Source organism: Mycobacterium sp. NS-7484 (assembly GCF_001953975.1).
Classification (GTDB): domain Bacteria; phylum Actinomycetota; class Actinomycetes; order Mycobacteriales; family Mycobacteriaceae; genus Mycobacterium.
The window spans coordinates 37,232-52,091 of the sequence record NZ_MBEJ01000051.1 but is presented as its reverse complement, the minus strand read 5'-3'; the positions used below and the strand labels follow the sequence as shown (position 1 = coordinate 52,091).

At 66.4% G+C, this 14,860-nt stretch carries 12 protein-coding genes; 2 read left to right on the top strand and 10 right to left on the bottom strand.

The window, feature by feature from the left end:
• Positions 1-2: 2 nt before the first annotated feature.
• The 5 genes from A5733_RS09550 to A5733_RS09530 form a co-directional block, all read right to left on the bottom strand.
• Positions 3-1,544, bottom strand: coding sequence for a GMC family oxidoreductase (locus A5733_RS09550; protein WP_076239932.1), 1,542 nt, complete (start codon positions 1,542-1,544; stop codon positions 3-5).
• The gene (locus tag A5733_RS09545) at positions 1,541-2,950 is read right to left on the bottom strand and encodes a cytosine permease (protein WP_076239931.1); all 1,410 of its coding nucleotides are present in this window, start codon (positions 2,948-2,950) and stop codon (positions 1,541-1,543) included. Before A5733_RS09545 ends, A5733_RS09550 begins: the two co-directional genes overlap by 4 nt.
• A gap of 167 nt (positions 2,951-3,117) precedes the next feature.
• Positions 3,118-4,599: an aldehyde dehydrogenase gene (locus A5733_RS09540; protein ID WP_076239930.1), complete on the bottom strand. Its 1,482-nt coding sequence runs from the start codon at positions 4,597-4,599 to the stop codon at positions 3,118-3,120.
• 11 nt (positions 4,600-4,610) lie between these two features.
• The gene (locus A5733_RS09535) at positions 4,611-4,970 is read right to left on the bottom strand and encodes a cupin domain-containing protein (protein ID WP_076239929.1); all 360 of its coding nucleotides are present in this window, start codon (positions 4,968-4,970) and stop codon (positions 4,611-4,613) included.
• 12 nt (positions 4,971-4,982) lie between these two features.
• Positions 4,983-7,100: an FAD-dependent oxidoreductase gene (locus A5733_RS09530; protein ID WP_076239928.1), complete on the bottom strand. Its 2,118-nt coding sequence runs from the start codon at positions 7,098-7,100 to the stop codon at positions 4,983-4,985.
• 288 nt (positions 7,101-7,388) lie between these two features.
• Between A5733_RS09530 and A5733_RS09525 the strand changes: the two genes are divergently transcribed.
• Both A5733_RS09525 and A5733_RS09520 read left to right on the top strand, forming a co-directional pair.
• Positions 7,389-8,951: an APC family permease gene (locus A5733_RS09525; protein WP_233152661.1), complete on the top strand. Its 1,563-nt coding sequence runs from the start codon at positions 7,389-7,391 to the stop codon at positions 8,949-8,951.
• A gap of 47 nt (positions 8,952-8,998) precedes the next feature.
• Positions 8,999-9,916, top strand: a complete 918-nt coding sequence (locus tag A5733_RS09520) for a LysR family transcriptional regulator (protein WP_076239926.1) — start codon at positions 8,999-9,001, stop codon at positions 9,914-9,916.
• A 5-nt stretch (positions 9,917-9,921) separates the two neighbouring features.
• Here the strand turns inward: A5733_RS09520 and A5733_RS09515 are convergent, their stop codons facing one another.
• From A5733_RS09515 to A5733_RS09495, 5 genes are read right to left on the bottom strand one after another with little or no spacing between them, the layout of a single operon-like run.
• Positions 9,922-11,325 (bottom strand): aspartate ammonia-lyase, encoded by a 1,404-nt coding sequence (locus A5733_RS09515; protein ID WP_076239952.1) that lies wholly within the window; start codon positions 11,323-11,325, stop codon positions 9,922-9,924.
• 11 nt (positions 11,326-11,336) lie between these two features.
• Positions 11,337-12,494, bottom strand: a complete 1,158-nt coding sequence (locus A5733_RS09510) for a M20 family metallopeptidase (protein WP_076239925.1) — start codon at positions 12,492-12,494, stop codon at positions 11,337-11,339.
• Positions 12,484-13,158, bottom strand: a complete 675-nt coding sequence (locus tag A5733_RS09505; protein WP_076239924.1) for a DUF1028 domain-containing protein — start codon at positions 13,156-13,158, stop codon at positions 12,484-12,486. The genes A5733_RS09510 and A5733_RS09505 overlap by 11 nt, the downstream gene beginning before the upstream one ends.
• Positions 13,155-13,592, bottom strand: coding sequence for a RidA family protein (locus tag A5733_RS09500; RefSeq protein WP_076239923.1), 438 nt, complete (start codon positions 13,590-13,592; stop codon positions 13,155-13,157). Before A5733_RS09500 ends, A5733_RS09505 begins: the two co-directional genes overlap by 4 nt.
• Before the next feature lie 15 nt (positions 13,593-13,607).
• The gene (locus A5733_RS09495; protein ID WP_076239922.1) at positions 13,608-14,858 is read right to left on the bottom strand and encodes an NAD(P)/FAD-dependent oxidoreductase; all 1,251 of its coding nucleotides are present in this window, start codon (positions 14,856-14,858) and stop codon (positions 13,608-13,610) included.
• Positions 14,859-14,860 lie beyond the last annotated feature (2 nt).

Genomic DNA, 14,860 nt, shown 5'->3' with positions numbered 1-14,860 from the left:
TCTCAGGCTGTGATTTCTCGGCGATCGGCGAGCACCAGGGAGCTGGCATGTTCGGCGACTGCCATGATGGTGCCCACCGGGTTGACCGACGGGATCGTGGGGAACACCGAGGCATCCACGACCCGCAGGCCGTGTACGCCGCGGACGCGGAGTCGCGAATCGCACACCGCCATCGGATCGTCGTCGGCGCCCATGCGGCAGGTGCCCGAGACGTGGTACACGGTCTGGTGCGTGGCCCGCAGTGCCTCCGACAGTTCCTCGTCCGATTGTGCGTCCGGCCCTGGGAAGACCTCGCGGACCAGCCAATTGGCCATTGGTTCGGTGGCGGCGATCCGGCGGGCCAGGCGGATGCCCGCGATCAGGACCGCTTCGTCGTGCCCATCCGGATCGGTGAAGTACCGGTAGTCGATCGACGGTCGCTCGGCAGGATCGGCCGAGGTGATCCACACGCGGCCGCGGCTGCTCGGCTTGGCGACGTTGGGGGCGATCGACACGATGCGCGCGGGCATCTCGACGCCGCGGGCGACGGCGTGGTCGGCGACGGCTTCGACCGGAAAGTGCATCAGCACCTCGGGCCGCGCCGGGCCGTCGTCCGACAACCGCACCGCGGCACCGGCATCCCACCCCGTCGCACAGGTATCGGGAACGTCGACGGCGGCTTCCCACACGATCAGACCCTCGGCGTGGTCCATCAGATTCTCGCCCACGCCCGGAGCGTTCACGATCGTCTGCACACCGGACGCCTCGAGCACCATCTCAGGACCGATCCCCGACAGTTGCAGCAGCTTTGGTGTATCGATGGCGCCGCAGCACACGATCACTTCACGGTCGGCCCGGAACTCGTTCCGGTTGCCATCGCCGTCGCGGGTGACGACGCCGACGGCCCTGCCGTCCTCGATGACGAGCCGCTCGGCCTGCTGGCCGTGTTCGACGATGAGGTTGTCGCGGTTGGTGATCGCATCGTGCAGATAGTGCACCGACGTGGAGGACCGCAGGTGATTGTGCGGTGTGTAGCCGATCTCGAAGAACCCCGCCCCGACGCCGGTGACGGCGAAATCCGGATCGGAGTTCCAGGACCGGCGGGCCGGAAGGTTCAACGCACGACGGGCTGAATCGACTACGTCGCTGACATACGGGTTGCGGTCCTTGTCGGCGACGGGTTCGACGGGGGCGAGAAGTCGGTCGAATGCGCCGTGCACCGTAGCGGTATCCCAGCCGCTGACGCCAAGTGCTGCCCACTCGTCGAGGTCGGCGGCGAGCGGTCGCCAGGTGATCATCGTGTTGGCCGTCGAGCAGCCTCCGAGGATCCGCATTCTGGCTTGCCGTATACCGGAGTTGCCACGTAGTTGCGGCACGCTGCGGTAGTCGAGGTCGTACTCGCTTTCGAGCATCTGGGCCCACCGCCGGATATCTCGGGCGCGGGGCTCCTCCCGATCGGAGGGGCCCGCTTCGAGCACGGTGACCGTGATCCCCGGGTCTTCCGAAAGCCTGGATGCCACAATGCATCCGGCGGTACCGCCGCCGACGATCAGATAATCGCTCATGCTGCCGACTCCGCTGCCACGGCGGTCGGCGCCACCGGTGCGGACACTTTCGGGCGCATCAGGACGTAGTACAACGGGCAGATCACCGCCAGCCCGACGATCCACGAGATGTCCACCCCACCGAGGGCCGCGGCGCAGAACCCGGTGAACAACGTGGTCGACAGGAACGGGATCTGCACGGCGATCCCGACGAAGTAGCACGAGATGGCAGCCCAATTGAACTTGCCGTAGAGGCCGCCGTCCTGTTCGAACAACGAGTCGATGTCGTAGTCGCCGTGGCGCAACAGGTAGTAGTCGACGAGATTGACTGCAGTCCAGGGGATGAGCACGCACAGCAGCAACGCCAGGAAACTCGCGTAATTGGCCAGGAAGTCGTCGGCGCTCACCAGTGCCGGGACGATCGCGACGACGAACAGGATCACCGCCGTCACCGCACGGCTCATCGCGGCGGGCCGCCAACGCGGAAACAGGTTCTGGCCCACGGTGATCGCCGACAATGAACCGCAGTAGAGGTTCATGGCATTGGTGGCCGCGATACCGGTCGCGAAGATCGTGAACACCCCGGTGCTCACGCCGTGCGTCAGGGTCGAAAGCCCGTCCAGGGTGTCGTCCGCGGGTAGTGCCGCGCCCACCAGCACCCCGAGCAGCATGGGTAGAACCGAACCCAACACGCACCCCGAGTACGTGCCCCAGAAGGCGGCACGCTGGCCCGTGTCCTTGGGCATGTACCGGGTGTAGTCGGAAACATAGGGCGCGTACGCGATCTGCCAGAGCGCCGCCACCGAAAGGGTGGCCATGAACCCGGCCCAGCTGAAGCCGCTGGTGTGCCAGGTATCCGTGGGCACGCCGTTGACCCCGATCATCCAGACGAATGCGATGACCAGTGCCGCGCCGGCCACGACGGAGAGAAGCGCTGTCACCCGGTGGATGAGCCGGTATCCGACGATCGTGGCGACCACGCTGATCAAACCGATCACGGTGATGGACCAGTTTGTGGGCAACCCGGTCACCTTGGCCAGGGCTTGTCCACCGAGAACCGCGTTGGACGCGAAGAAGCCCAGGTACATGAACACCACCAGGATGACCACGAGAAGGCTGCCGTACGAGCCGAACTGGGCTCGAGTCTGCAGCATCTGCGGCACGCCCATCTGGGGTCCTTGCGCGGCGTGCAGAGCCATCACCACGCCACCGATGACGTTGCCCAACACGATTGCCAGGGCGCCGGCCCACAGTGGCAGACCGAACACCGTCGTCGCGAGCGCGCCGGTGATGATGGTCAGCAGCATGATGTTCGATCCGAACCAGACGGTGAACAGATCACGCGCCCGCCCGTGGCGCTCGTCGACCGGGACGTGCTCGATGGTTCTGCGTTCGACAGGCGCGGGGACCGGCGTCTTCTCGTTCAACTGGCGGCTGCTTTCTCTTTGCGGATCACGTCAGTATTCGCGTTGTCGTCGTGAACATAAAGTGCGCAATTCCGAAGTTATTCATCGCTTTTCGCGATGACGAAAACGTTAGGGAAATATTGCCGTCAAGTTTCGTATGAGCACGAGAGTTCCTGACGCATCACACTTCAGAGCGATATCCATGTCGTTTTCAGGCCCGTGTATTTGTCGAGGGCGTGCAGGGACAGATCGCGTCCGAATCCGGATTGTCCGAATCCACCGAACGGGGTCTGGGGGCTCAACGCATCGACGGTGTTCACCGACACCGTGCCGGCCCGCAGCGCGGACGAGACGCGATGTGCGCGTGACAGATCCCGAGTCCACACGGACGCGGCCAGGCCGTAGACCGTGTCATTGGCCATCGCGATCGCCTCGGCCTCGTCGGCGAATCGCTGTACTGCCAGCACCGGTCCGAAGACTTCCTCGGTCACCAGCTCGGCAGTAGAAGGAAGATTCGCCACGATGGTGGGAGCGACGAAACAACCACGGCCGGCCACGGTTTCGCGGGTGCCCCCGGTGAGGATCTCGCCGTCGGCGCGGGCACGGTCGATGAAGCCGAGCACCCGCTGCGTGTGCTGCTCATCGACGAGCGCGCCCAACGTGGACGCAGGATCCAGTGGGTTTCCGGGCCGCAGTTCGGCCGTGCGCTTGACGAGTTCGGCGAGGAACTCCTCGGCGATCGACTCCTGCAGCAGCAGCCGGGAATTCGACGAGCACACCGCACCCTGATTGTAGAAGGCTCCGAAGATCGCCTTGTCGACCGCGGCGTCCAGATCGGCGTCGGCGAACACCACGTTCGGGCTCTTACCGCCGCATTCCAGCCAGACCTGCTTGGCGTTGGAATCAGCGGCGTAGCGCAGGAACCGCTTGCCGGTCTCGGTCGAACCGGTGAACGCGATGACATCGACGTCGGGGTGACGGCCCAGTGCTTCGCCCGCTGTGGGGCCCAGGCCGGGCACGACGTTGAGCACACCTTCGGGCACGCCGGCCTCGACCGCGAGTTCGGCCAGCCTGATCGACGACAGCGGCGCTTGCTCAGCGGGTTTGAGGACGACGGAGTTGCCGGCCGCCAAGGCCGGCGCCACCTTCCACACCGCGAGGTCCAACGGGAAATTCCATGGCGTCACGGCGCCGACGACGCCAAGTGGCTCCCGGGTCACGAGCGCGAGGTTGCCGGGTTCGGTGGGGGCGATCTCACCGGACTGCTTGTCGAGCGCCTCGCCGTAGAACGCGAAAAGCTCGGCGGCCGAGGGCACATCGACGGTGTGCGCCTCGGCGACCAGTTTGCCCATGTCGATCGAATCCAGCAGCGCCAGTTCTTCGCCGTGCTCAAGGATGAGATCGGACAGCCGCCGCAACACGCGCTTGCGATGCGACGCCGAGGATTTCGACCAGACACCCGTGTCGAAGGCGGCGCGGGCCGAGGCCACCGCGGCGTCGACGTCCTCGGTGTCACCTGCGGCAACCGGCGCGATCAGCTCGCCCGTGGCGGGGTTGATCGAGTCGAACGTCGCGCCGGACCGCGCGGGCCGGTACTTGCCGTCGATGAAAGCCTCTGTACGCGGGGTGATCTCGGCGGCCAGCCGGGTCCAGTCCTCAACTGTGCTCATCTGCCTGCCTCTCAGGGAACGTAAATCGCGAACTGCTTGACCAGGGGCTCGGTGACGCGGTATTCACCGCGCCAGCCCTTGGCCAGCGTGAAGGAGTCGCCCGGGCCGAACGTGTGCGCGACGCCGTCCTCACCGGTCAGGGTGATCGACCCTTGCAGCACCCGGGTGTACTCGTCGCCGGGATAGCTTTCGATGAACTCGGCGTAGGGCTCGGCGCTCCACGAACCGACGGTGAACTTTTCGTCGCCGCTGGCCAGATGTACGGCTTCGCGCTCGGCCGGGTCACCTTCCCGCAGGGTCTCGGGGGTGACATAGCTGCTGGGGGTCATCGCCGCGACGGCGTCGGGCCCGGCGGGGATCAGGGTGGCCATGTGCATTCTCCTTCAGACGTTGACCGGTTGGACCGGCGTGATGGGTAGGTAGACAACAGGTTCGGTGGCGAGCTCGGACGTTTCGCGCAGGTACGGCACCGGACCCGGCGCTTGCGGCTCGTCGAGCTCCTCGGCGTAGCGGTGTCCGGACCAGACCGCCGCGGCGATGGTGGCCGGGGCCCAGGCGTCGCCGATGGCGCGCACGCTCAGCAGATCGGCGTCGGCCCATTCGGTTTCCCGGTTCATCAGGTCCTGATACAGGAGGTCGTGCGGTAGCCGGGCGGTCACCATCACGACGGAGTCCGCGCTGAGCGCACCTTCGTCACCGGTGTACACACAGGCGGTCGTCACACCGTCGGGCGTGACGGCGGTGACGGCGGTATTGGTCTGCACGTCGACGCCGGCCCGGATCACCCGCTTGCGGATGCGTGCCACCTCCAGGGTGTTGGTGGTCCACTGCGAGACATGTGCGGCCGGGGTGACCAACGTGACCGCCAGGCCTTCCTTGGCCAGCAGTTCGGCGATCACTCCACCCAGGTAGTAGTGATCGTCGTCGAACACGACCACGCGCTGTCCACGCGGCCGGGTGCCGGCCATGATGTCGTCGGGGCTCAAAACGTCAGCGCCCTCGGCGATGTCGATCGGCTGGGTGTGGAACCGGCCCACCCCGTCGTGCCGCCAGGACGCACCGGTGGCGACGACGACGTGGTTGAAGTCGTTCTCGATGATGTCGTCGGCGGTCATCTCGCTCTGCATGAACACCTCGACGTTGTCGAGCTTGGCCAGCTGCGCCTCGCGGTAGTCGACGACGCGGATCCAGGCCGACAGGCTAGGCAGCTTCGACTCGCGGGCGACCCGGCCGCCCAGGGTCCGGGTGGCCTCGGCCAGGCTCACGGTGTAGCCGCGGTTACCCAGGGAGCGGGCCGCCTCCAGACCGGCCGGGCCGGCCCCGACGACGAGCACTGTCGAGTCGCTGGAGCGGGCCCGGATCTTCTCGGGGTGCCAGCCGCGCCGGAATTCCTCGCCCATGGTGGGGTTCTGGGTGCAGCGGATGGGGGACATGGTGAAGTCACCGGACACGCAGATGTTGCAGCCGATGCACTCGCGGATGTCCTCGAGGTGGCCCGATTCGATCTTGCTGGGTAGGAACGGGTCGGCAATGGAGGGCCGGGCGGCGCCGATGAGGTCGAGCACACCGGTTTTGAGCTGGTGCACCATCATGTCCGGCGAGGTGAAACGTCCCACGCCCACAACAGGTTTCGTGGTCAGCGCTTTGAGGCCGCGCACATACGGCTCCTGCTCGGCCTCGGGCCCGAAGCGGGACGTGACCGAATCGTCCTCCCAGCTGCCCAGCACGAAGTCCCACAGATCGGGGTGCTCGCCCAGCATGCCGATCACGTCCTCGATCTCGGCGCGGGTGATGCCCTCGTCGCCGAGCAGCTCGTCGACCGTGATGCGACACGCGACCGCGGCCTTGCCATCACACATCTCGCGGGTGTCCTCGAGGATCTCGCGCAGCAGGCGGGCCCGGTTCTCCAGACTGCCGCCGTACTCGTCGGTGCGATTGTTGTAGCGCCGGGACAGGAAGTGGTGCAGCCCGCCGATGGCGTGGCCGGCGTAGACGTAGACGATGTCGTAGGAGGCTTGCAGGGACCGGCGCACCGCCTCGCGATGCCAGAAGCGCATGTCGGCGATGTCGGCCTTGGTCATCTCGCGCGCTTGCACGGGGTCGTAGTTCCACGACACGACCGGCAGATTCTGCGGGGCGAGCGGGGTTTCCCGGCTGATCAGGTTGGGGGAGTTCAGACCGTTGTGGGCGAGTTCGATGCCGGCGAGCGCCCCGCCCTCGTGGATCTTGTCGGCGATGCGGGCGACGGCGGGGATGTCCTGGTCGTCCCACAGCCGCAGCTCGATGAACGGGCCGATGTCCGAGGTGGGGTGGATCTCGACCTGTTCGGTGCACACCACGGCCCAGCCGCCCTCGGCCTTGATCCGGCGCATGTAGGCCTCACCCGATGGGTCGCGGTAGCCCATCCCGTTGCAGTGCGGCACCTGGTAGAAGCGGTTTCGTGCCGTGACCGGCCCGATTTTCACAGGCTCGAACAGGATGTCGTACCGAGGGTCTCGCATGGGTCACTTCCTAGGGCTGTATGGCTGTGGGGCTGCGTGCGTGATCTGGCTCACGCGATTGCTAGCTATCGTGGTGCCGTTGGTAACGGAGTTCAACTAGTGGTTTCAGTTGATCTGGATCGGATTTTCCGATGACGTCCGCGTGCCCGGTTCGAGAGAGCGAAGGGCAGCGCGCTGCGCCGCATCGAAACTTTTGATGCGTATTCGCGGAAATGGATGTTTTACAGCTGTGCCCGGGACCGGTCACTGTGGGGGCCGTCACATCCACAACAAGAATAGAAGGCCGTCGTGGAACCAGCATCGAAGCCGACATCCGAACCGGCATTGGAGTCGCAGACCGCCCAGGCCGATCGCGAGGTGAAACACCTCAAGAAGACCCTGGGTCGCCTCGACATCGTATTTCTGATCGTGGCTGCCGTCGTCTCCATCGAGGCGCTGGGACAAGTTTCCGGATTCGGTGCCGAGACCTTCACATGGGCCCTGGTGCTCGCGGTGACCTTCTTGGTTCCGTACGGCCTGATCTTTGCCGAGACCGGTGCGGCGTTCACCGGCGAGGGAGGCGTATACGTCTGGTGCCGAAAGGCTTTCGGACGGCCGGCAGCGGCGGTCGCCTCGCTGCTGACGTGGGTCACCCAACCCGTCTGGGTCGGTGGATCGATGGCCTTCATCGCCTCGGAGGCGTGGAGCACCTATGTGGCGCCCTTCGAACACGGCTCGCTGGTGGACTACGCGTTCAAGCTGGTGTTCATCTGGCTGACGGTGCTGGCCGCCATCATCAGCCTGCAGCACGGCAAGTGGATCCCGAACATCGGTGCGATCCTCAAGATCGCGTTCCTGGCGGTCTTCCTGGTCACCACTGGGATCTACGCGGCCCGCAACGGCGTTGCCGGGTTGTCTGCCAGCGACTTCGCGCCGACGGTCGGAGGACTTCTGGGTGTGACCCCGCTGCTGCTGTTCTCCTATCTCGGTTTCGAATCGGGTAACAGCGCGGCCGGCGAAATGAAGAATCCGGCCCGTGACGTTCCGTTCGCCATCGCCCGGTCGGCGGGAATCGCCGCGGCGGCATACCTGTTGCCCATCTTCGCCATCCTGATCGTGCTGCCGGCCGACCAGATCACCGGAATCGGCGGGCTCATGGAGGCGGTCGCCACGGTGTTCAGCGTGTACGGGTCGGCGGCGCCGGCGATGCTCTCCCTCACCGGCGTCATCTTCGCCATCGTGCTGATGACACAGGGCTCGGCGTGGATGATCATCAGCGACCGCATGCAGGCCATGGCCGCCGCGGACGGCGCGTTCTTCGGTGGTTTCTTCGGCCGGTTCCACCCTGAACTGGGCACCCCGGTGCGCGTCAACCTGCTCTCTGGGACGGTCGCCACGGTGTTTTGTCTGGTCGCCATGCAGGTCACCGGATCGTCGGCATCGATCTTCGGTGTGGTGCTGAGCATCTCGATCTCCACTTTCCTGCTGAGCTACGTCATCGCGATCCCGGCAGTGGTGCGGTTGCGCACCCGATTCCCGGACGTGGTGCGACCGTTCCGGGTGCCGCTGGGCGACACCGGGTTCCGCATCCTGGGCGGGTTGTGCTTCGCATGGGTCGCCCTCGGGTCGTGGGTTGCGGTATTCCCCGGCACCCTGGAGCGTCTGTTCGGCCTCGACTACGACTTCGTCGACACCTGGGGCGTCAGCCAGGTGACCTTCGAAGTCTTCACTCTCGGCACTCTGGTGGTGCTGGGCCTCCTCGGCGCAGTGGGTTATCTGCGGGCGCGTTCCGTGCGGGCCGAACGACCCGTCGCAGGCGATGCGCCAGACCCGGCGAGCGGGGTTCTTGGTAACGAGGCCGCGCAGCTGTAATGCTGGTATCCCGCGTCTCAGAGGGCGAGCCAGTAGGGAGTATCAGCATGCGCCGACGTCCTGACGTCACGCTCACCCAGCTGCGGTACTTCGTGAAAGCTGCCACCCATCTGTCCATGACCAAGGCCGCCGACGATTTGCACATCGCACAGTCGGCGGTCTCGGCCGCCATCAGCCAGCTCGAACAGCAGATCGGCACGCAGTTGTTCATCCGGCACCGGGCCCGCGGCCTGGCGCTGACCGCCGCCGGCGAGGACATGTTGCGCGATACACGCGCGCTGCTGGCGCACCTCGATGAGGTGCTCGACAGCGCGAGCGGCAGTGTCGACCAGGTGCACGGGACGGTGCGGTTGGCCTGCTTTGTCACTTTGACACCGTTCGTCCTGCCCCGGTTGCTCTCCGAGCTTGCGGCGCGGCACCCAGATCTCGAGGTGGAGGTGATCGAGACGTCGGCCGACGCGATCCCGACGGTGTTGCGCAATGGCACAGCAGAGTTGGCGTTGACGTATGACCTCGGACTGGGGGCCGGTGTCGATGCGGAGCCTCTCGGGGTCGCCGCCCCGTACGTCGCATTGCCCCTCGATCATCGGTTGGCGAAGCGCAAATGCATCGAGCTGACGGAGTTGGCCGACGAGCCGATGGTCTTGCTCGACCTTCCCGACAGCCGTGACTATTTCGAGTCGATCCTCGCCAAAGCGGGTGTGACGCCTCGGATCCGATATCGTTCGGCCAGCTATGAGGCGGTGCGCGGGCTCGTGGCCCGTGGGCATGGTTTCTCGATCCTCAACCAGCTGCCCGCGCACCAGGGAACGTATGACGGTGGCGCCGTCAGCGCCGTCTCCATCCGTGACGATCTGCCCGGCCTGCCCATCGTGCTGGCCCGGTTACAGTCGGTGCGGAGCACTGCACGAGCTCGTGCGGTCGCCGACACCGCACGAGCCATCTTCGCCGATCCGGACGCGTGAGGCGCTCAGCGCGCCTGATGATCGTTTGGCCGGCAGAGATTCTCGGTGCTGAGCATCCTGGCCAGAACCGCGTCGTCGAGGAGCGCGGAGCGTCGCACCAGTTCCGGAATCGATGCTCCGGTGGCGATGGCTTCGGCGACCAGCGCGGTGGCGGCCTCATAGCCGAGAACCGGGTTGAGGGCGGTTGCGATGCTGGCCGATCGCAGGACGGTATCGCGCATGCGGTCGGCATTGGCGGTGATGCCCTGGATGCAACGTTCCCCCAGCACGGTCACCGCGGCCGTGAGGTGGTTGAGTGAAGACAGCAGTGCCCTGGCGATGATCGGCTCGAATGCGTTGAGCTGCAACTGCCCTGCCTCGGCCGCCATGGTGACGGTGAGGTCGTTGCCGATCACCTCGAAGGCCACCTGGTTGACCACTTCCGGGATGACCGGATTCACTTTGCCCGGCATGATGCTCGATCCGGCCTGTACCGCAGGCAAGTTGATCTCGCCGAACCCGGCGCGCGGTCCCGACGAGAGCAGTCGCAGGTCGTTGCAGATCTTCGACAGCTTCACGGCGGCGCGTTTGGCGACCGCGGACAGCTGAACGAAAGCTCCCACATCGGAGGTGGCCTCCACGAGGTTGCCCGCGGTGATCAACGGCAGGCCGGTGATATCGCGCAGTCGCTCGCACACCAGCGCCGCATACTTCGGGTGGGTGTTGAGCCCGGTGCCGATTGCGGTTCCGCCCAGGTTGATCTCGGCGATCAGAGCCATCGCCTCACCGAGCCGGTCGGCATCTTCGACGATGGTCACGGCGAACGCGCCGAACTCCTGCCCGAGGGTCATCGGTACCGCGTCCTGCAACTGGGTGCGTCCGAGCTTGAGCATGTCGGCGAAAGCGACGGACTTAGCGGCACACTGGGCGGCCAGGTCCCGCAGTGCGCGTTCCAGGGAGCGCGCCGCCATTCCGAGTGCGACCTTCACCGCGGTCGGGTAGACGTCGTTGGTGCTCTGCCCCAGGTTGACGTGCTCGAGTGGGTGCACGACGTGGTAGGCGCCGCGCTCATGGCCCAGGATCTCGCAGGCGCGGTTGGCGATCACCTCGTTGGCGTTCATGTTGGTCGAGGTGCCGGCCCCGCCCTGGATCTGGTCCACGACGAAGTGGTCGTGTAACGCACCGTCACGGATCTCGATGCAGGCCGCGACAATGGCCTCGGCGATCCGGGTGTCGAGCTGGCCGAGCTGCTGATTGGTTTCTGCGGCAGCTTGTTTCACCGAGGCGAGGGCGACCACGAGATCGCGGTGCCGGGAGATCGGCACGCCGCTGATGGGAAAGTTCTCACACGCCCGCGCGGTGTGCACCCCGTAGTACACATCGGCGGGTACCTCGTGGTCACCGAGCAGGTCGTGTTCGGTGCGGGTCAGAGGGGACACGTTCACTCCCGGATCAGCAGGCGATGGCGAATGTGGGTTTCGGTACAGGCATCGAGCACTGTGCCTGCCAGCGCGAGCGCGCCTTGCCCGATGGCTGCCTCGGCAGCCGAAGTCAGGGTGGCCGCGGCGAATTCGGGCTGGTGATTGACCGCGGGCAACGAGTCGATACCGATGTAGGGATGGATAGCGGGCACAACCTGCGAGACGTTGCCCATGTCGGTGGACGCGCGGGCCATCATGGTGTCGGGCCCGGACGCAAAGCGCCGGCCCGCGGCTGCGGCCCGCCGTTCATAGCAGGCGAGCAGCTCCTCGTCGGTGCGGAACTCGGCGTACGGCTTGGACTCCGGTGTCACGGTGAGCTCGGCGCCCGATGCCAATGCGCCGGCTTCGAAGCAACGCATCACCCTCGGCTCGACCTCGGCGAGCTGAGCGAGCGTCTCGGCACGCACATACCAACGCCCTTCGGTGCGTTCGGCGATCGCGTTGGGGGCCTCCCCACCGCGGGTCATCATCCCGTGCACCCGTACCGAGGAGGGCAACTGCTGCCGCAGCAGCCCGATCGCCACTTGGGCGATGGTGAACGCATCGGCCGCGTTGACCCCGCGTTCCGGATACGCCGCGGCATGGGCGGACTTGCCGTGGTACCCGATGTGGCTGTGTGACACCGCGAATGGACGGGCCCTGGCCACGTCGACCGGGCCGGGATGGACCATTGCGGCGGCGTGCTGCCCGCGAAAGCCACCGCGTTCCAGCAGTTCGATCTTGCCACCGCCGCCTTCTTCGGCGGGGGTGCCGATCACCGTGAGCGTCAGGCCGAGATCGTCGACCAAGGGCGCGACGGCGCGTGCCGCTCCGACCGTGATGGCCGCGATCAAGTTGTGTCCGCAGGCGTGGCCGAGGCCCGGCAGCGCATCGTATTCGGCGCACAACGCGATGTGCAGGTCACCGGTGCCGATCCGGGCGCTGAACGCGGTGTCGAGACCGCAGTAGCGTTCGGTGATGTCGAAACCCTCATCGGCGAGGGCTTCGGCCACCCGGCGGGCGGAATACTCTTCTTCCCAGGCGATTTCAGGGTGCTCGTAGAGGTCGCGGGACAGCTGGACAAGTTGTGAGTGGGCCGCGGCGACACCCGCCGCGATGGCGGTGTCGCTACTGGTCACCGGGAACTCCATAGGACGGCGCGCGGGTCGGGTCGAGGCCGCGGATGCGGTAGTCGGCTTTCTGCGGCTGCCACAGCTGCCACAACTCGACAAGGTCGCCGATCGGGTCGTCGGCGTAGTCGACCCGCAGGTCGGTCACCGGCCACGGAACATCTTCCACCACAAGCATTCCCGCGGAGTGCACCGGGCCGGCCTCACCGCCCGCGGCGAGCGCCGCCCGTAGACCGTCCAGCAGGCGCTCCTCGAAGGCGTCCGACGGGCTGGCCGCGTATCCGCCGAGGAGTTCGGCGATCACCTTCTCGCCGGCCAGCAGATTGCCCGCGGCGACGGCCTGAGCACCCTCGAGATGCGTGTGGGTGCCCAGGCTGTTCGGCCCCGAGTGCACCGCGGTGTTGCCGTTGGCGTCGACGATCGTGAGCTGCCGGTAGTCCGGATATTGTTCTTGTGCCAGTGCGGCTTTGAGTGCCGCATCGGCATCGGAGCCGCCGGCCAGCGCGTCCAGTGCGAGTGTGCCGAGGGCCGGATTGGTGACGTTCTGCGAGGCGACCACCCCGATTCCGGCCCGGGTGTGGGCGCAGCGCGAGGCCACCGCGGGGCTCGACGAACAGATGACGATGCCGAAGGCGCCGGTGCCGGGGTCGCGGGCCACGAGGGAGAATGTCATTTGTCTTCCCCGGAGATCACGGCGGTGGCGTCGATCTCGACAAGCCATTCGGGACGGGCGAGCGCCTCCACGACCAGACCGGTCGATACCGGGAAAACGCCTTTGAGCCAGCGGCCCATGATCCGGTACACGGTTTCGCGATAGCGGATGTCGGTGAGATACACCGTGACCTTCACGATGTCGCGCAGCGAGCTGCCGGCCTCGTCGAGCAGCATCGCGATGTTGCTCATGGCCTTTTCAGTCTGGGCGGCGACGTCGCCGATGCCCACCGACTCGCGCGTCTCGAGGTCCTGACCGATCTGGCCGCGCAGGTAGACCACGCCGCCGGCGACGACCGCCTGGCACAGGTCGTTGTCGAGGTTCTGTTCGGGGTAGGTCTCTTTGGTGTTGAAGGGCCGGATCCGGGTGTGCGTGGGTGCTGCGATGTCGGTCATGGTCGACGTCCTTTCCTAATCGGCGGCTGTGTACGCGAGGTAGCTGCGCTGGATCGCGATCTGGTCGGCGATGTACTTGGCGTCGTGCCACACGCCCCAGATGAAGCTCGATCCGCGCCGGGATTGCCATGGCAGCCCCAAGAAATACACACCGGGCTCTGAAGACACCCCGCGTTGGTGTTTGGGCTTGCCCGACTCGTCGAACGCGTCGACCTGCAGCCAGCCGTAGTCGAACGCGAAACCGACGGCCCAGACGATCGAGGTGATCCCGGCCGCGGCGAAATCGAGTTCGAGGACGGGATCGGTCATGCACTCCGGATCCGGGCCGAGCACGCGGGCCTGGGGCTCCTCGGGCAGATCGAGTCCGTTGCGGGCGACGTACGCGTCGGCCTCGTCGAGCATCGAGAGGTAGTTCGCGTCGCCGGCCTCGATGTTGGCGCGCAGGTCGGGTGCGAAACGCATGACACCGTCACCGAATTCGCCCGCCATGCCCAGCAGCGTGATGCCGCTTGCGGCCAGCGACCGGAAATCGACCGTGTGCCCACCGTGTGCCCCGCTGACCGCGATGGTCACGTGTTCGGCACCGCGCGGCGGCGCGGCCATGTCCCACTTGCCGAGAACCCCTAGCCACCAACAGAAGTCGCGACCGCGGTAGCTGCGCGGCGGTCGGTCATGCGGCCCGACGGCGAGGTACACGTCGCGCCCCGACTGCTGCAGTTCGTCGGCGATCTGTACGCCGGACGAGCCGGCCCCGATCACCAGGACGGAGCCTTCCGGCAACTGCTGGGGGTTGTGATAGGCGCTGGAGTGGATCTGGGTGACGCCGGCGCTCTCCGGCACGACCGGTGGGACGACGGGTTTCTGGAACGCGCCGGTGGCCGCCACGACGAAGCGGGCGTCGATGGTTCCGGCCGAGGTCTCGACATGAAAGCCGGCCCGCCCGTCGTGTTTGCGTACCGACCGCACCTCGACGCCGGTACGGATCGGGGCGTCGATCTTCTCCGCGTACGCGGCGAGGTAGTCGGCGACCTCTTCCTTGCCGGCGAAGGCGTCGGGGTCGATGTTGAACTCCTGGCCGGGGAAGCGGTCGTGCCAGGCAGGTCCGTTGGCCACCAGGGAATCCCACCGCCAGGAACGCCAGCGCTCGGCCACCCGGTCGCGCTCGACGACGATGTGCGGCACCCCGTGCAGGCCGAGGTGTTCACTCATCGCAATTCCGGCCTGACCCGCACCGACGACGAGAACCTCGGTCTCTTGGCTCGACATCG